This is a genomic window from Massilia sp. PAMC28688 (assembly GCF_019443445.1).
In the GTDB taxonomy this organism is placed as follows: Bacteria; Pseudomonadota; Gammaproteobacteria; order Burkholderiales; family Burkholderiaceae_D; genus Telluria_A.
Genome location: NZ_CP080378.1, coordinates 2,499,542 through 2,515,190 on the forward strand (window position 1 = coordinate 2,499,542; position 15,649 = coordinate 2,515,190).

Annotated in this window: 17 protein-coding genes; 12 read left to right on the forward strand and 5 right to left on the reverse strand. The window is 61.0% G+C overall.

Annotated elements, in window-relative coordinates; all coding sequences use genetic code 11:
• The first annotated feature begins 6 nt into the window (after positions 1-6).
• The 4 genes from sucD (at position 7) to KY495_RS11285 (ending at position 3,757) form a co-directional block, all read left to right on the forward strand.
• On the forward strand, positions 7-888 hold the full coding sequence (gene sucD, locus KY495_RS11270) for a succinate--CoA ligase subunit alpha (RefSeq protein ID WP_219883715.1): 882 nt from the start codon (positions 7-9) through the stop codon (positions 886-888).
• Positions 889-980: 92 nt separating this feature from the next.
• Positions 981-1,541 (forward strand): FHA domain-containing protein, encoded by a 561-nt coding sequence (locus tag KY495_RS11275; protein WP_219883716.1) that lies wholly within the window; start codon positions 981-983, stop codon positions 1,539-1,541.
• A gap of 201 nt (positions 1,542-1,742) precedes the next feature.
• Entirely contained in the window at positions 1,743-2,201 is a 459-nt protein-coding gene (locus KY495_RS11280) for a pilin (RefSeq protein ID WP_219883717.1), read from the forward strand.
• A gap of 104 nt (positions 2,202-2,305) precedes the next feature.
• Complete coding sequence (locus tag KY495_RS11285; RefSeq protein ID WP_219883718.1) at positions 2,306-3,757, forward strand: O-antigen ligase; 1,452 nt, start codon at positions 2,306-2,308, stop codon at positions 3,755-3,757.
• 122 nt (positions 3,758-3,879) lie between these two features.
• On the opposite strand, the gene moaC is transcribed toward KY495_RS11285, so the two are convergent.
• Positions 3,880-4,377 carry a cyclic pyranopterin monophosphate synthase MoaC gene (moaC, locus tag KY495_RS11290; RefSeq protein ID WP_219883719.1) on the reverse strand — a complete coding sequence of 166 codons (498 nt, stop codon included), beginning with the start codon at positions 4,375-4,377 and terminating at the stop codon, positions 3,880-3,882.
• Between the two features lie 78 nt (positions 4,378-4,455).
• Here moaC and KY495_RS11295 point away from each other — a divergent pair, with 78 nt between their 5' ends.
• Positions 4,456-6,036 carry a M48 family metalloprotease gene (locus KY495_RS11295; RefSeq protein ID WP_229518580.1) on the forward strand — a complete coding sequence of 527 codons (1,581 nt, stop codon included), beginning with the start codon at positions 4,456-4,458 and terminating at the stop codon, positions 6,034-6,036.
• 18 nt (positions 6,037-6,054) lie between these two features.
• Here KY495_RS11295 and KY495_RS11300 read toward each other — a convergent pair whose 3' ends face one another.
• From KY495_RS11300 to KY495_RS11315, 4 genes are read right to left on the reverse strand one after another with little or no spacing between them, the layout of a single operon-like run.
• Positions 6,055-6,645 (reverse strand): DUF2946 family protein, encoded by a 591-nt coding sequence (locus KY495_RS11300; protein ID WP_219883720.1) that lies wholly within the window; start codon positions 6,643-6,645, stop codon positions 6,055-6,057.
• Positions 6,638-7,630 (reverse strand): YheT family hydrolase, encoded by a 993-nt coding sequence (locus tag KY495_RS11305; RefSeq protein ID WP_219883721.1) that lies wholly within the window; start codon positions 7,628-7,630, stop codon positions 6,638-6,640. Before KY495_RS11305 ends, KY495_RS11300 begins: the two co-directional genes overlap by 8 nt.
• Positions 7,631-7,635: 5 nt before the next feature.
• Positions 7,636-8,064 carry a nuclear transport factor 2 family protein gene (locus KY495_RS11310; RefSeq protein ID WP_219883722.1) on the reverse strand — a complete coding sequence of 143 codons (429 nt, stop codon included), beginning with the start codon at positions 8,062-8,064 and terminating at the stop codon, positions 7,636-7,638.
• A gap of 39 nt (positions 8,065-8,103) precedes the next feature.
• Positions 8,104-8,298: a zinc-finger domain-containing protein gene (locus KY495_RS11315; protein WP_219883723.1), complete on the reverse strand. Its 195-nt coding sequence runs from the start codon at positions 8,296-8,298 to the stop codon at positions 8,104-8,106.
• A gap of 168 nt (positions 8,299-8,466) precedes the next feature.
• Here KY495_RS11315 and KY495_RS11320 point away from each other — a divergent pair, with 168 nt between their 5' ends.
• The 7 genes from KY495_RS11320 (at position 8,467) to KY495_RS11350 (ending at position 15,491) form a co-directional block, all read left to right on the forward strand.
• The gene (locus tag KY495_RS11320; RefSeq protein ID WP_219883724.1) at positions 8,467-9,207 is read left to right on the forward strand and encodes an AzlC family ABC transporter permease; all 741 of its coding nucleotides are present in this window, start codon (positions 8,467-8,469) and stop codon (positions 9,205-9,207) included.
• A complete protein-coding gene (locus KY495_RS11325) occupies positions 9,200-9,529 on the forward strand; it encodes an AzlD domain-containing protein (RefSeq protein ID WP_219883725.1) in 330 nt (109 codons plus the stop codon). The genes KY495_RS11320 and KY495_RS11325 overlap by 8 nt, the downstream gene beginning before the upstream one ends.
• Positions 9,530-9,590: 61 nt before the next feature.
• Positions 9,591-10,796 carry a phosphoglycerate kinase gene (locus KY495_RS11330; RefSeq protein ID WP_219883726.1) on the forward strand — a complete coding sequence of 402 codons (1,206 nt, stop codon included), beginning with the start codon at positions 9,591-9,593 and terminating at the stop codon, positions 10,794-10,796.
• Positions 10,797-10,842: 46 nt separating this feature from the next.
• Positions 10,843-12,291, forward strand: a complete 1,449-nt coding sequence (pyk, locus tag KY495_RS11335; RefSeq protein ID WP_219883727.1) for a pyruvate kinase — start codon at positions 10,843-10,845, stop codon at positions 12,289-12,291.
• A gap of 114 nt (positions 12,292-12,405) precedes the next feature.
• Positions 12,406-13,470, forward strand: coding sequence for a class II fructose-bisphosphate aldolase (fba, locus tag KY495_RS11340; protein WP_219883728.1), 1,065 nt, complete (start codon positions 12,406-12,408; stop codon positions 13,468-13,470).
• Between the two features lie 97 nt (positions 13,471-13,567).
• On the forward strand, positions 13,568-14,446 hold the full coding sequence (locus KY495_RS11345; protein ID WP_219883729.1) for a phosphoribosylaminoimidazolesuccinocarboxamide synthase: 879 nt from the start codon (positions 13,568-13,570) through the stop codon (positions 14,444-14,446).
• 25 nt (positions 14,447-14,471) lie between these two features.
• Positions 14,472-15,491, forward strand: a complete 1,020-nt coding sequence (locus tag KY495_RS11350; protein WP_219883730.1) for an L-threonylcarbamoyladenylate synthase — start codon at positions 14,472-14,474, stop codon at positions 15,489-15,491.
• Positions 15,492-15,649 lie beyond the last annotated feature (158 nt).

Sequence of the window (15,649 nt, forward strand, 5' to 3'; positions counted from 1 at the left end):
ACAAATATGTCGATCCTGATCAATAAAGATACAAAAGTCATCACCCAGGGAATTACCGGCAAGACCGGCCAGTTCCACACCCGCATGTGCCGCGACTATGCCAATGGCAAGAATGCCTTTGTCGCAGGCGTGAACCCCAAGAAAGCCGGCGAAGATTTCGAAGGCATTCCTATTTTTGCCAACGTGGCGGACGCCAAGAAGGAAACCGGCGCCAACGTGTCGGTCATCTACGTGCCGCCGGCCGGCGCCGCTGCTGCCATCTGGGAAGCCGTGGAAGCCGAGCTGGACCTGGCCATCTGCATCACCGAAGGCATTCCCGTGCGCGACATGATGGCGCTCAAGGACCGCATGGCCAAGGCCGGCTCGAAGACCCTGCTGCTGGGCCCTAACTGCCCGGGCCTGATCACGCCGGACGAAATCAAGATTGGCATCATGCCGGGCCATATTCACCGCAAGGGCCGCATCGGCGTGGTGTCGCGCTCGGGCACGCTGACGTACGAAGCGGTGGGCCAGCTGACCGCGCTGGGCCTGGGCCAGTCCTCGGCTGTCGGTATCGGCGGCGACCCGATCAACGGCCTCAAGCATATCGACGTCATGAAGATGTTCAATGATGACCCTGATACCGACGCTGTCATCATGATTGGCGAGATCGGCGGCCCGGACGAAGCCAACGCGGCTTACTGGATCAAGGACAACATGAAAAAGCCGGTGGTCTGCTTCATTGCAGGCGTGACCGCGCCACCGGGCAAGCGCATGGGCCACGCCGGCGCGCTCATCTCGGGCGGTGCCGACACGGCCCAGGCCAAGCTGGACATCATGGAAGAGTGCGGCATCAAGGCCACCAAGAACCCGTCGGAAATGGCCCGTCTGCTGCAGGCCATGTTGTAATTTGTAACGACTTGCTAGGCAGTAGATAATAACGGGGAGCATAATGCTCCCCGTTTGCATTGGAATTGCGCACAAAATCCGGAGAACGCGAAGTGGCAAAAATCATCATTACGTCTGATGGCAAGCTCATCAAGGAAGTGGAACTCGTCAAGGAGAGGATGACCATCGGGCGCAAGCCGCATAACGATATCGTCATCGACCACCGCGCCGTGAGCAGCGCCCATGCCACCATCACGGTCATGCTGGACGATGCGATCCTGGAAGACTTGGGCAGTACCAACGGCACCTTTATCCAGGGCGAAAAGGTCACGCGGCGCCAGCTGGCAAGCGGCGACCGGATCACGATCGCCATTTTTGAACTGCAATACCTGGCCACGCCACCCAAGGCCGCACCGACCGGGAAGGTGGAAGTGATGAACGGCGCGCACAAGGGCAAGACGCTGCCATTGAATAAACCCTTGACCACGGTCGGCAAGCCGGGCGTGGCGGTGGTGGCCATTACTTATGCAAGTGGTACCTATACAGCAGCCAAGATTGATGGCGAGCAGGGGCCAACGGTCAACGGCGCGGAGCTGGAACACGAGCCGCGTCGGCTGGTACAGGGTGACGTGCTCGATCTCGCGGGTACGCGCATGGTTTTTTTGGCAAAATAAGTGACAATTTCCGTCAGACGTTGCGCTGTTCACGCTCCGCGACAAAAATTGTCAGGTCACGCGCCGAATTTTGACCATTTCCATAATCGAAGATTAACGAATAGCCGCAAATCGATGCTCGTCTGAGCTGGCACACCGATTGCTATATCCCTGGTACAGACACCTAGTCTTTGTTGAAGTAAAACCCCAAGGAGATTTACCATGAAATCGATGAAAATTGTTAAAAAAGCACAAGCCGGCTTCACCCTGATCGAATTGATGATCGTGGTCGCCATCGTTGGCATCTTGGCTGCTGTCGCACTGCCAGCGTACAAGGATTACACGGTACGTGGCCGCGTGTCGGAACTGATCACGAATGCCTCGGCACAAAAGCAAACTATTGCTGAAAATCTGGGCGACGATCCAACTAACCTGGGAACGACTGCTAATACAGGCGCTTGCCGCGGGGTGAAGGATACGACCGTCGCGACCACTAATATGGCGAGCATGGCATGCGCAGGCGGTGTAATCACCGTGACCGGTACCGCCAAGACTGAAAACGTCGTTCTGAAATTCCGCCCAACTGTGAACGCAGACGGCAATGTGACCTGGACTTGCGGCGCCACCGCTGACACGATGTTCCGTTTCGTTCCTGCTGAATGCCGTAACGTAGCGTCCTAATACGAATCTCGTCGCCGTTTTGACGGTAGCGATTCTGTAAAAAAATACCCCAGAAATGGGGTATTTCCGTTTTTGGCTTGGCAAATGATTGGGCTGGGTGAGCGATGAACGCTGCAACAAAAAATGCATCGTGGCGTCACGGGATAGTTCTTTCGGGGGTCCGGGAATGGCCAGTGCTGGTGCTACTAATCGCCAGTATGGCCATGCTAAATCATTTCGCTCCCCATAGCCACAATGCCCAGCGGATCACGCACCTGGCCTTATTGGCTTTCGCTTCGGCGTATATTTTCATCAGACGCTCGCGGCTCATTTGGCCCAGCAATCCGGCCGGTGGCATCGCACTTCTGCTGTTTTTCTTACTTGGTGTGATCTCCTCAAGCCGCGCTTATGCGCCGTCCTATGGCTTCCTGGAGGTTGGATACACGCTGCTGCTCGTTTTGACAGGGTTAGCGGCGGGAAGGGAAATGGCGGACTCTTACTCAAAGAAGTTGAATTGGGTTCTGACAATCTGCGCGATTGGATGCGCAGCTTATCTTCTCCAGGCTTTCGTGGGCTTGTCGATATTCGTTCAGATGGGAATTACCCCTGGTGTCGGTGATATCATCCAAAACTTCGAAAATTTTCGGTTTTTCAATCACGCACAAACAGTGACCGTTCCCCTCCTGGTGCTGCTGTGTTGTCGCGCCAAGACCCAAAAAGTACGGTACGCCGTATTCATTCTCGCGGGGTTTTGGTGGATGTTACTTTTCACTGTGGGTGGACGCGGGACCATGTTAGGCCTGGGGGCAGGGGTTTTGGTTGCCCTAGTGCTGATGAAGGGGACAGCGAAACTTTTCGTTGGTATGATGGCGCTGACGGCCATCACAGGGTTCGTTCTGGATTATTTGATTTTTTATCAGTTACCTCCCGTTTTCGGTCTTGAGCCTTTTGGCCATTCAAGCGCATTGGTCGACCGGACAGTGCACGACCCGACTAGCTCTCGCACCTATCTATGGCGTCGCTGTTTGCAGATGATCGCTGCTCACCCAATGCTCGGCGTCGGGCCCATGCACTTCGCGCATGGCGGGATGGATCTCAGACTCGGCAGCCACCCGCATAGTTGGGTTATGCAGTACGCGGCAGAATGGGGCATTCCAGCGGTAATCTGTCTTATCGCGACAATCGGTGCGGCCGGACGGCGCCTGTTTTGCCAAGCGAAGGCGCTGGCGACAACAGATGTGTCCGACGGACTGGTCGCGACTGGACTGATTGCAACCGGGACTGCCATTGTGGTTGACGCGCTGGTGTCAGGTTCCTTCATTATGCCGATAAGTCAGTTGCTTATTGTCACGTACCTGGCATGCGCCAGCGGATGGGTATGGTCGAGAACCCGGCCGTCAACATGGACTGTAGTCCCCCAATTTGCGCTGCGAGGCGCGATTGGGATAGCGGTCATCATGGTGGTGCTTGGGGTTTCCGTTGATGCTGGCGATCTTCCCGGAAGTCACACGGACTACCCTGTTAAGGGTCCGGGTTTTTCAATCTTTCCACGTTTCTGGTTTGACGGGCGTTTCTAGGCTGGTGTCATGTGCGCTGCAACTGGCGCAGAGTTGGGCCGCTATCCAGCGCGATGTGATTTTCTTAGTCGTGCACGCGGCCATTGTATACAGCGTTTTGTGGAAGAAGGGGGCCTTTAGTGCTAGACCGAGGCGGTCCAATCCCCTGATTTGCCACCATGCTTTTCCAGCACCCGCACATTGGTCATGACCATGCCGCGGTCGGCCGCCTTGCACATGTCGTAAATGGTCAGCAAGGCCACCTGCACCGCTGTGAGCGCCTCCATCTCCACCCCCGTCTTGCCCACCGTGTCTACCTGGGCGCGGCAATGGATACATGACTGCAGCTGATCAATCTCGAATTCCACCGCCACCCGCGTGATCGGCAGCGGATGGCACAGCGGCACCAGGTCGCTGGTGCGCTTGGCGCCCATGATGGCGGCAATGCGGGCAATGCCGAGCACATCGCCCTTGCGCGCCGTTCCTTCAAGGATAAGCGCCAGCGTGTCAGGTTTCATGACAATGGTACCGGCCGCAACGGCAATCCGGTGGGTGTCGGCCTTGCCGCCGACATCCACCATGTGGGCTTGTCCGGCAGCATCGAAGTGGGTGAGGGGAGAAGCGTTTTTTGGGTCGTTCATGGTCGTGGTAACAAAGTGTTTCCGATCGGTCGAAGGCAGCGTACATGCGCCACTTGCGGTTATCATAGCATCGTGAAAATGAAAATTCCTCCTGCCATGCGACTCACACGCTTGCCGCAGCTGGCGCTCGCTGCAGCTGTCGCGGCCGCCATCTCCAGCACGGCGCTGCAGGCGGGCGCCCAGACGGGCCTGGACCAGAGCTTGCCGATGCTGGGCGACACTGCCCGCGGCGACCTGTCGCCCGTGATGGAGCGGCGCATCGGCGAGGAAATCATGCGCGACATCCGGCGCGACCGCGATTTTCTCGATGACGCGCCGATTGCCGAATACCTCAACAATTTTGGCAGCGCCCTGGTGGCCGCCCAGCCCGGGGCACGGGGCGAGACCAACGCCGACTTTTATTTCTTTGCCGTGCGCGATGTGCAGCTGAACGCTTTTGCCTTGCCGGGAGGCTTTATTGGCGTGCACTCGGGGCTGCTGCTGGCGGCGCAGACCGAATCGGAACTGGCCTCCGTCATGGGCCATGAAATCGGCCACGTCACCCAGCGCCATATTGCCCGCATGATCGGCCAGCAAAAGCAGGATGCGCTCATCCCGCTGGCGGCCTTGCTGCTTGGCGCCCTGGCCGCGCGCGCCAGCGGTGACGCGGCCATGGGCGTGGTCATGGGCGGCCAGGGCCTGGCGATCCAGCGCCAGCTCAATTTCAGCCGCGAGGCAGAGCGCGAGGCCGACCGCGTGGGCTTTCAAATCATGTCCCAGGGTGGTTACGATACCTCGGGCATGGTGGCGTTTTTCGGCAGGATGCAGGCCGCCACGCGCTCCTACTCGGACCTCATGCCTTCCTACCTGCGCAGCCACCCCCTCACCAGCGAGCGCATCTCCGATATCCAGGCGCGCATTCGCGAAGTGCCGTACCGCCAGCGCGTGGACACGCTCGACTTCCACCTGGTCCGGGCGCGCGCCCGCGTACTGCAGGATGGCAGTACCCAGGGGCTGGCCGAGACCCAGGCCGCTTTTGAAGCGCAGCAAAAACTGCTCAACCGCCAGCAGCAGGTCAGCGCCCAATATGGCCTGAGCTACCTGGCCCTCAAGCGCGGCCAGCTGGCCAGCGCCCAGACCTGGCTTGACCGTGCACGGGCGACCCAGCGCGGTACAGAAGGGGCGTTTGCCATCGGTTCATCCGCCTCCGATGGGGCACCCTTGTTCACTTACCTGCAGCTGGAAATCAAGCTCGCGCCAAGCCAGCCGGAAGCGATTCGCCAGCAAGGTCTCAAGGATGCCGAACAGGCGCACCGGCGCTATCCGCTGTCGCGCGGCATTGCCCACCAGTATGGCGAAGGCTTGATCAATAATGGGCGTGCGGCCGAGGCCGTCAAGTTCCTGCGCGACCAGACCTTGCAGTACCGCGAGGAAGTCAAGCTGCACGAATTACTGGCCAAGGCTTACGCGGCGCAAGGCAAGATAAGCTTGCAGCACATTTCACTGGCCGAGTATTACGCCCTGCTGGGCGGTAAGGTCGCCGCGCTCGACCAGCTGGCCATTGCCCGCAAGGCCAGCGATGCTTCGTTTTACGACATGGCCCTGATTGACGCCCGCGAGCGCGAACTGAAAGCGCAGCGGCGCGAAGAGCTCAAGGAAGAAAAAGACGGCAAGAAATGAGGCGCAGCGCGGCGCAACTCACGGCGGCGTTGGCAGGCGCGTGAATTGAAAGTGCTCCGGCACCTCGGCGCGCGCGATGCGTTGCACCGGCGTCAGCTTGCCCTGGTAGCGCAGCGCCAGACTTGCCTCGCGGCCGTCGAGCCACGCCAGGATTGCGTCATCCGACGCGCCTTGGCCATCCATTTCCATGCTCGCCATTAGCTGCGCCACATCGCGGTCATCCACCTGCGCAACTTTACCGTCCGTCACGATAATGAGCTCGCCGCCTTCGGTCATGTAGGCCGCGTCCAGCGCCGGCACCGGTGCGCCCGTGTGCAGTACCAGCCCATGGGCCGGATCGGTGCGGGCCACAAAGGGCGTGCTCTCCAGATTGAGAAATACGCGCTGCGGCCCATTCTGGAAATACCAGCAGCCCCGCTCGTCAACTGCGTAATTGCGGTTGATAAAAGCGAGCAAGGCGTCCTGGATCACCTTGTCGCCGGGAAGGTTGAAGTGCTGGGCCTGCTCGTCGCGCATGCGCCAGGCGCCGCGCGCGTCCAGCGCCAGCCAGCCATAACAGTGGGGAACGTTGGGCCACTTGGCCATCGCTTTTTTGACAATATCATCCATGGCCGCGAGCTTCGCACAGTTCAGCGCGGATCGGCGCGCGCCAGCCATCTTTCCCTTCCAGGAATTTGATCAGCTTGCGCGGCAGCCAGTCCAGTCGGCCGGGCCAGGGCCCCGCCACGAAGCCGACATGGCCGCCATGGGCCGGATACTCCAGCGTCACCTGGGGCGACGCCTTGCGCGGCAAATAGTCGGCCGGCAGGAATGGATCATTCATGGCATTGAGCACCAGGGTGGGAACGGTGATGTCCTGCAGCACATGCCTGGCGCTGGCCCGGTCCCAATAATCGTTCGTATCCTTGTAACCGTGCAGGGGTGCGGTGACGACATTGTCAAAGGCGTACAGGTCGCGCGCCGATAGCAGGGCTTCGCGGTCGAACAAGCCGGGGAACTGCTCCAGCTTGGCCAGGCATTTGGGCTTGAGTGTCTTGAGGAACATGCGCGTGTAGATCATGTTCAAGCCGGAGCCCAGCGACTCACCGCCACGGGCCAGGTCCAGCGGCGCGGACACGGCGCAGGCAGCGTCGACAAATTCGGCCGAGCGCTGCGATTCGCCCAGCCAGCGCAGCAAGGCATTACCACCGAGCGAGACGCCGGTGGCATACAGCTTGCCGCGCAGGCGCGGGCGCAGGCGGCGCAAGATCCAGTCGATTTCGCCCGCATCGCCCGAATGGTAAAAGCGCGGGGCGCGGTTGAGTTCCCCGGAACAGCCGCGAAAGTGGGGAATCACGCCATTCCAGCGCCGCGCCGCCACCGCCGCCATCAGGGCGCGTGCGTAGTGACTGTTGGACGAGCCTTCCAGGCCGTGGAACAGCACGACCGTGGGGCGGCCCGGTTTGCCATCGACAAAATCGACATCGACAAAGTCGCCGTCCTCGGTATCCCAGCGCTCGCGCCGGTAAGTGACGGCGGGCTTGTCCATGCACACGGCGGGGTAGATGGTTTGCAGGTGGCCGCCAGGCAGCCACAGGGGGGAGGTATAGCGCATCAATCCTAGTGCAGGCTGGAACCGGCGTGGTGCACCGATGGCACCGGCCCGGGCGCCACCGACACATGGTGCAGCACCATGCGCCAGCCTTGCGGCGTCTTCATGTAGACATTGGTGGCCACCAGGTGGGCCGGCTCGGCGCTGGCGGTGGAGGTCACGCCCTCGACCACCGTATGCACGGAGCACATCAGGTTATTGGTCTCGTATAATTGCGATGGACGAATCTGCAGCCCGCCCTTTTCCAGGATGGCTTCCCACGATTGCTGGATGGCAGCGTGGCCGTGCAGGCGCGGCCCGCCCGGGTGGACGCAAATGATTTCCTCGTCTTCCGCAAACAGCGCCATGAGCGTTTCGACATCGGCGCGGTTCAGTGCCTCATAGAATGCAGCTTCGACCTCGGCGGCACTGCCATTCATTTGTTTGACTTGTTTCATGCGAGTCTCCAGCGGCGCAGGGAAGCTTCGCGCCTTCGGTTAGTGGTGCGACAGGACAGTGCCCGGTTTGAGCACATATTCCGTACCGCAGTACGGGCACTTGGCCAGGCCATCATGGCCGAAATCGAGAAAGACGCGCGGATGGGACGACCACAGGGTCATGGCCGGGTTGGGGCAATGGGCAGGCAGGTCTTCGGCGCCCAGTTCCACCGCGGGCGTTTTCTTCTCGTTCATGAATTCTCCGTCAAGCTAAGCAAAACCACGATTTTAGACGATTCGGGCAGCATGCCGAAATGATCGGTAAAATACCTCTCTCCCGGATCAGGACCGATCCAGCTTCTTCGCCCACTCCATGCCCCACTGCAAGCTAGCGCCGACTTCCCGCTGTGGCAGGAAAACCACATGAACGGGCCGGACGTGAGCGCCGCAGCCGTGGCCCGTCCGCCGGACGAAGACAAGGCATTCTGGTTTGCCGGTCTCAAGGCTGGCGCACCGACCCTGTTCGGCATCGCCGCCTGGGGCTTGGTGGTGGGCGTGGCCATGATCAAGAGCGGGCTGACCCTGAACCAGGCGCTGGGCATGACGCTGCTCGTGTTTGCCGGTTCTGCCCAACTCGCTGCTTTGCCATTGATCATTGCCGACGCCCCAGTGTGGGTGGTGTTTGCCACGGCGCTGGTCGTCAACCTGCGTTTCGTCATTTTTTCCGCCCTGCTGGCCCCCCATTTTGCCCACTTGCCCTGGCATCAACGATTACTGCTCGGCTATACGGCGGGCGACATCACGGTCGCCCTGTTCTTGCAGCGCTTCCCCAGCGAAGAGCCGGCTGCCGGCAAGGTGTCGTACCTGAAAGGCTTGCTGTATCCGAACTGGCTGTCGTGGCAGGTCGGCTCCATTGCCGGTATTTTCCTGGGCAGTGCCGTGCCGCCCGCCTGGGGCCTGGGTTTTGCCGGCAGCCTGGCGATCCTGTGCATTCTCATTCCCATGGTCATGACCCGCGCGACCCTGGCCGGGGTGCTGGTGGCCACTGCCACGGCGGTGCTCGCCTACGAGCTGCCATTCAAGCTTGGCTTGCTGGTGGCCGTCGTGCTGGGCATGGGGACCTCCATGCTGGTGCAGGCTTTCAAGGAGCGCCGCCTTGGATAGCGTGGAAATCTGGCTCACCATTGGCGTGCTGATCGTGGCCACGGCCATTGCCCGCAGTTCCTTCTGGCTGATCGGGCATCACATCACCATTCCCAAGCGGGTCCAGGAAATGCTGCGCTATGCACCGGCCTGCGCGCTGGCGGCCATCATCGCGCCCGACCTGTTCATGGTGGGCGAGAGCGATCCCGTCGTCAGCCTGATGAACCCGAAATTGATTGCCGGTGTTGCCGCGACCTTGTACTGCTTGTGGCGAAAAAGCATGTTGGAAACCATCATTGTGGGCATGGCGGTATTTACCGCACTACGGATCTGGCTGGAGTAGGGAATTGGCCCGCCCTTGCGGTAAAATAGCGTTCTTTCATCATTTGACTCCTGGATCGCCCATGCACGCCGTGCTCAATTTCACCCGTTTGCAAGACCTGATCGACCAGAATGCCCTCGCCGGAAAGCGTGTATTTATCCGCGCCGACCTGAACGTACCGCAGGACGATAGTGGCAAGATCACCGAAGATACCCGCATCCGCGCGTCGGCGCCGGCCATTGCCGCCGCCCTCAAGGCGGGCGCCGCCGTCATGGTGACGTCCCACCTGGGCCGCCCGACCGAAGGCGAATTCAAGCCAGAAGACACGCTGGCGCCGGTCGCCGCGCGCCTGTCTGAACTGCTGGGCCAGCCCGTGGAACTGAAGCAGAACTGGGTGGACGGTGTCGAGGTGGCCCCGGGCCAGGTGGTGTTGCTGGAAAACTGCCGTGTCAACAAGGGTGAAAAGAAGAATGCCGACGAGCTGGCCCAAAAAATGGCCAAGCTGTGTGATATCTATGTGAATGACGCGTTCGGCACCGCCCACCGGGCAGAAGCGACCACCCACGGTATCGCCAAGTTCGCGCCCATCGTGTGCGCCGGCCCCTTGCTGGCCGCGGAACTGGATGCCCTGGGCAAGGCACTGGGCGCGCCAAGCCGTCCGCTGCTGGCCATCGTGGCCGGCTCCAAGGTATCGTCCAAGCTGTCCATCCTCAAGGCGCTGGCCGACAAGGTCGACAACCTGATCGTGGGCGGCGGCATTGCCAACACCTTCATGAAGGCCGTTGGCCTGAACATTGGCAAGTCGCTGGTGGAAGCGGAACTGGTGGGCGAAGCCAAGGCCATCATCGACATGATGAATGCCCGCGGCGCCACCGTGCCCATTCCCGTGGACGTCGTGTGCGCCAAGGAATTTTCGCCAACGGCCGCCGCCACCGTCAAGGATGTGGCCGACGTGCAGGACGACGACATGATTCTCGACATCGGTCCGAAGACGGCCGCCACCCTGGCCGCGCAGATCGCCAGGGCCGGCACCATCGTCTGGAACGGCCCGGTGGGCGTGTTTGAATTTGACCAGTTCGGCGAAGGCACCAAAACGCTGGCGCTGGCCATTGCCGAATCTAAAGCTTTCTCGATCGCCGGTGGCGGCGATACCCTCGCTGCCATCGCCAAATACGACATTACCGACAAGATCGGGTATATCTCCACGGGCGGCGGTGCCTTCCTCGAATTCCTCGAAGGCAAAACCCTGCCAGCGGTCGACATCCTCCTGCAACGCAGCTCACAGTAATCCCACAGCGCAGCCCGACGGCTGCGCTTTTACTTGAAGGACTTCTATGTATCGTGGTACCAAGATCGTCGCAACCATCGGACCGGCTTCCACCGACCGGGATATCCTTGTCAGCATGATTCAGGCCGGCGTCGACATCGTCCGCCTCAATTTTTCGCATGGCAAGGCGCAGGACCACATCGACCGCGCCAACATGGTGCGCCGCGCCGCCGATGAATGCGGCCGCGAAGTGGCGATCATGGCCGATATGCAGGGCCCCAAGATCCGCGTGGGCAAGTTTGAAGAAGGCAAAATCCAGCTGGAAAATGGCGACCGGTTCATTCTCGATGCCAAGTGGGGCGAGAACGGCGAACTGGGCAACCAGGAGCGTGTCGGCCTCGACTACAAGGCCCTGCCGCGCGACGTGCGTCCCGGCGACAAGCTGTTGCTCAACGATGGACTGATCGTGCTGATCGTGGAGCGCATCGTCGGCCACGAAATCTTTACCATCGTCAAAGTCGGCGGCGAGCTGTCAAACAACAAGGGCATCAACCGCCAGGGTGGCGGCCTGACGGCGCCGGCCCTGACGGCCAAGGACATGGAAGACATCAAGACGGCCATGAGTTTCCAGGCCGACTACCTCGCCATCTCGTTTCCGAAAAGCGCGACCGACATGGAAATGGCGCGCCAGCTGGCCAACATTGCCGGCGAGCCTTATGGCCACAAGCCAATGATGATTGCCAAGATCGAACGCGCGGAAGCCATTCCCGTCCTGCAGGAAATCCTGGACGCGTCCGACGGCATCATGGTGGCCCGCGGCGACCTGGCCGTGGAAGTGGGCAATGCCGCCGTGCCGGCGCTGCAAAAGCGCATGATCCGCATGGCGCGCGAATCGAACAAGCTGGCCATTACCGCCACGCAAATGATGGAATCGATGATCGTCAATGCCGTGCCGACCCGCGCCGAAGTGTCGGACGTGGCCAATGCCGTGCTGGATGGCACCGATGCCGTCATGACTTCTGCCGAGACCGCCTCGGGCAGGTATCCGATTGAAACCGTGGAAATGATGGCCGCCATCTGCGCCGAAGCGGAACAGTCGGAATACAACAAGCTCGATGCCGATTTCCTCAACGCCCGCTTTACCCGCATTGACCAGTCGATCGCTTACGGCGCGCTGTTTACCGCGCACCACCTGCGCGTGAAAGCCATTGTCGCCCTGACCGAATCCGGTTCCACTGCACTGTGGATGAGCCGTCACAGCATCGACACCCCTATCATTGCACTGACGCCCATCACCTCGACCCAGCGCAAGGTGGCCTTGTATCGCAATGTGTGCGCCTACCACCTGACCCAGTCGGGCGACAGCAAGGCCGTACTGAAACAGGCGGAAGATTTGTTGGTCGCTAACGGCATTGCCAAAAAAGGTGACATGATTGTCGTCACCTGGGGCGAGCCGATGGGCGAAGTCGGCGGTACCAACGCGCTCAAGATCGTGCGCGTGGGCGAGCTGCGCTAGAAAAGTATAGATGACGCTGGCGGCCTACCCGGCCCGCCGCGTCATTGCAGCAGCCGCTGGCGCACCCGCCGCGCTGTCTGCAACACCGGTTCTTTTATTGTTTGGAGATTTACCATGTCCCTCGTATCCATGCGCCAACTGCTGGACCATGCCGCCGAAAACGGTTACGGCTTGCCAGCGTTTAACGTCAACAACCTCGAGCAAGTGCAGGCCATCATGGCTGCCGCAGACGCCGTCAATTCGCCGGTGATCATGCAAGCGTCGGCCGGCGCCCGCAAGTACGCCGGCGAAGCCTTCCTGCGCCATCTGATCGATGCCGCAGTGGAAGCCTACCCGCACATCCCGGTGGTCATGCACCAGGACCACGGCCAGTCGCCGGCCGTGTGCATGGCTGCCATCCGCTCCGGCTTTACCTCGGTGATGATGGACGGCTCGCTCGAAGCGGACGGCAAGAGCGTCGCTTCCTACGAGTACAACGTCGACACCTCGCGTGAAGTGGTCAAGTTTGCCCACTCCATCGGCGTGACGGTGGAAGCCGAACTGGGCGTGCTCGGTTCGCTGGAAACCATGAAGGGCGACAAGGAAGACGGCCACGGCGCCGACGGCACCATGACGCGCGAGCAACTGCTCACCGACGTGGCCCAGGCCGCCGACTTCGTGCAGCGCACCCAGTGCGACGCGCTGGCCATTGCCATCGGTACCTCGCACGGCGCGTACAAGTTCACGCGCAAGCCAACCGGCGACATCCTGGCCATTGACCGCATCAAGGAAATCCATGCCCGCATCCCCAACACGCACCTGGTGATGCACGGTTCGTCGTCCGTTCCACAAGAACTGCTGGCCATCATCCGCGAATTTGGCGGCGACATGAAGGAAACCTATGGCGTGCCGGTCGAGGAAATCCAGGAAGGCATCCGTCACGGCGTTCGCAAGATCAATATCGACACCGATATCCGCCTTGCCATGACCGCAGCCATCCGCAAGTACATGTTCCAGAACCCATCCAAGTTTGATCCACGCGATTACCTCAAGCCAGCGCGCGAAGCGGCTACGGAAATCTGCAAGGCGCGCTTCCTCTCCTTCGGTTGCGAAGGCCAGGCGGCCAAGATCAAGCCAATGCCACTGGACAAGATGGCCGAGCGGTATGCCAAGGGCGAGCTGGCCCAGATCGTCAAGTAACAGGCAGGATGTTGTAAGGCGGGCGGAAGGCCATGCAGGATTTCCACCGCCGTATCACATGCCGGGGCTTTCCCGGCAATTGAACAGAAAGAAACAGATGTCCGGAATTCTCGAAACAAATCTGAAGTCCCTGCCTTTCCTGCACCGCGGGAAAGTGCGCGATATTTACGCCGTTGGCGACGACAAGCTGCTCGTGGTCCAGACCGACCGCCTGTCCGCCTTCGACGTCATCCTGGACGACCCGATCCCCAACAAGGGCAAGATTCTCACTGCCATGTCGAACTTCTGGTTCGCCAAATTCGGCCATCTGATGCCCACGCACGAAACCGGCCTGCACGCGGTGGACGTGGTCGCGGCCGACGAGCGCGACCAGGTGGAGGGACGCGCCATTGTCGTCAAGAAGCTCACGCCGCTCGGTATCGAAGCGATCGTGCGCGGCTACCTCATTGGTTCCGGCTGGAAGGATTACCAAAAGACGGGCAAGATCTGCGGCATCGAACTGCCGGCCGGCCTGCAGGAAGCGCAACAGCTGCCGCAAACCCTGTTCACCCCATCGACCAAGGCGCCCGCCGGTGCCCACGACGAGAACGTGTCGTTCGAAGAAGCGGAAAAGATTGTCGGCGCCGACATTGCGCGCCAGGTGCGCGACCTGTCGATCCAGCTGTACACCCAGGCCGCCCAGTTCGCGGCCACGCGCGGCATCATCATTGCCGACACCAAGTTTGAATTTGGCCTGGACGACAAGGGGACCGTTCACCTGATCGATGAAATCCTCACGCCCGATTCGTCGCGTTTCTGGCCCATGTCGAGCTACCAGGTAGGCATGTCGCCCCCATCGTTCGACAAGCAATTCGTGCGTGACTGGCTGGAAACCCAGGGCTGGAACAAGCAGGCCCCGGCGCCACGCGTGCCGCAGGACGTGCTGGACCAGACCTCGGCCAAGTATGCCGAGGCCCTGCGCCTGCTGACCGAGTAAATACCGTAACAGCTGAAAGTTGAAGATGCATCCTCCGACCCCGGAGATGGCACGGGCCGCCGCGATTCTTGAATCCGGCGGCCTCGTCGCTTTTCCCACCGAAACCGTGTACGGCCTGGGCGCCGACGCCGAAAATCCGGCCGCCGTGGCCAAAATCTACGCCGCCAAGGGCCGGCCGCAAGACCACCCGGTGATCGTGCATGTGGCGCCGGACGCCGACCTGTCCTACTGGGCCTGCGACATCCCGGCCGAGGCGCACCAGCTCGCTGCCGCCTTCTGGCCTGGCCCACTGACCATGATTTTGAAGCGCGCCCCGAATATTCCTGCTGCCGTGTCCGGCGGCCAGGATACGGTGGGCCTGCGCTGTCCGTCCCATCCGGTTGCCATCGCGCTGCTGCAAGCGTTTAAGCAGGGCAAGGGCGGCGTGGCAGCACCCTCGGCCAACAAGTTTGGCAATGTCAGCCCCACCACGGCGCGCCACGTGCATGATGAATTCGATGCCGGTGGCGCGCTCGACCTCGTGCTCGACGGCGGCCAGAGCCAGGTCGGCATCGAGTCGACGATCGTGGACCTGTCGCGCCTTGGCACCCACGGGCCCGTGCTGTTGCGGCCCGGTCACATCAGTGCGCAAGCCATTGCCGCCGTCATCGACCTGCTGCCGGCCGCCCCCGATGCCGAAGCACCGCGCGCCTCGGGCACGCTGGAATCTCACTATGCACCCCATACGCCGGTCGCGATGCAGGAGACGGCCGTATTGCGGGCCACCCTGGCCCAGCTGGCGGCGAGCGGCCGCAAGGTTGCCTTGATTCATTACAGTGAACTGGCCTTGCCGCAAGCGAGCCTGCGCCTGCCGCTGGAACCCGAAGGATTTGCGCATGCCCTGTACGCGGCACTGCGCACCATGGACGGGGCCGGCGCCGATGTCATTCTGGTGGAAGCACCACCAAAAGACGGCGCCTGGCTGGGCGTGAACGACCGTTTGAGGCGTGCCGCCCACGGTTCTGCCGGTATTGTGCACGGCTTGCTAAATAAGGCGCCGTTTTGACTGACGGTAAGCCAACCGCATTGCTATAATCGGCCCATCGCGAGGCGCACTGACCAGCTGATATGGTTGTTGCATCGAACTGACGCCGAAGGTAGTTTATTTCTATACAAGCGTCGGGAACACTGGCATATTAGCTGTGTTGCGAATAGCACGCGCGT

Excerpts from the sequence above, each read along its gene's own strand:
- KY495_RS11315 (WP_219883723.1), bottom strand. The coding sequence starts at position 8,298 with ATGAACGAGAAGAAAACGCCCGCGGTGGAACTGGGCGCCGAAGACCTG.
- KY495_RS11345 (WP_219883729.1), top strand. The coding sequence starts at position 13,568 with ATGTCCGGAATTCTCGAAACAAATCTGAAGTCCCTGCCTTTCCTGCAC.
- KY495_RS11300 (WP_219883720.1), bottom strand. The coding sequence starts at position 6,645 with ATGGATGATATTGTCAAAAAAGCGATGGCCAAGTGGCCCAACGTTCCC.
- moaC (WP_219883719.1), bottom strand. The coding sequence starts at position 4,377 with ATGAACGACCCAAAAAACGCTTCTCCCCTCACCCACTTCGATGCTGCC.
- KY495_RS11310 (WP_219883722.1), bottom strand. The coding sequence starts at position 8,064 with ATGAAACAAGTCAAACAAATGAATGGCAGTGCCGCCGAGGTCGAAGCT.
- KY495_RS11350 (WP_219883730.1), top strand. The coding sequence starts at position 14,472 with ATGCATCCTCCGACCCCGGAGATGGCACGGGCCGCCGCGATTCTTGAA.
- KY495_RS11280 (WP_219883717.1), top strand. The coding sequence starts at position 1,743 with ATGAAATCGATGAAAATTGTTAAAAAAGCACAAGCCGGCTTCACCCTG.
- KY495_RS11295 (WP_229518580.1), top strand. The coding sequence starts at position 4,456 with ATGAAAATTCCTCCTGCCATGCGACTCACACGCTTGCCGCAGCTGGCG.
- pyk (WP_219883727.1), top strand. The coding sequence starts at position 10,843 with ATGTATCGTGGTACCAAGATCGTCGCAACCATCGGACCGGCTTCCACC.
- KY495_RS11330 (WP_219883726.1), top strand. The coding sequence starts at position 9,591 with ATGCACGCCGTGCTCAATTTCACCCGTTTGCAAGACCTGATCGACCAG.
- sucD (WP_219883715.1), top strand. The coding sequence starts at position 7 with ATGTCGATCCTGATCAATAAAGATACAAAAGTCATCACCCAGGGAATT.
- fba (WP_219883728.1), top strand. The coding sequence starts at position 12,406 with ATGTCCCTCGTATCCATGCGCCAACTGCTGGACCATGCCGCCGAAAAC.
- KY495_RS11285 (WP_219883718.1), top strand. The coding sequence starts at position 2,306 with ATGAACGCTGCAACAAAAAATGCATCGTGGCGTCACGGGATAGTTCTT.
- KY495_RS11305 (WP_219883721.1), bottom strand. The coding sequence starts at position 7,630 with ATGCGCTATACCTCCCCCCTGTGGCTGCCTGGCGGCCACCTGCAAACC.
- KY495_RS11320 (WP_219883724.1), top strand. The coding sequence starts at position 8,467 with ATGAACGGGCCGGACGTGAGCGCCGCAGCCGTGGCCCGTCCGCCGGAC.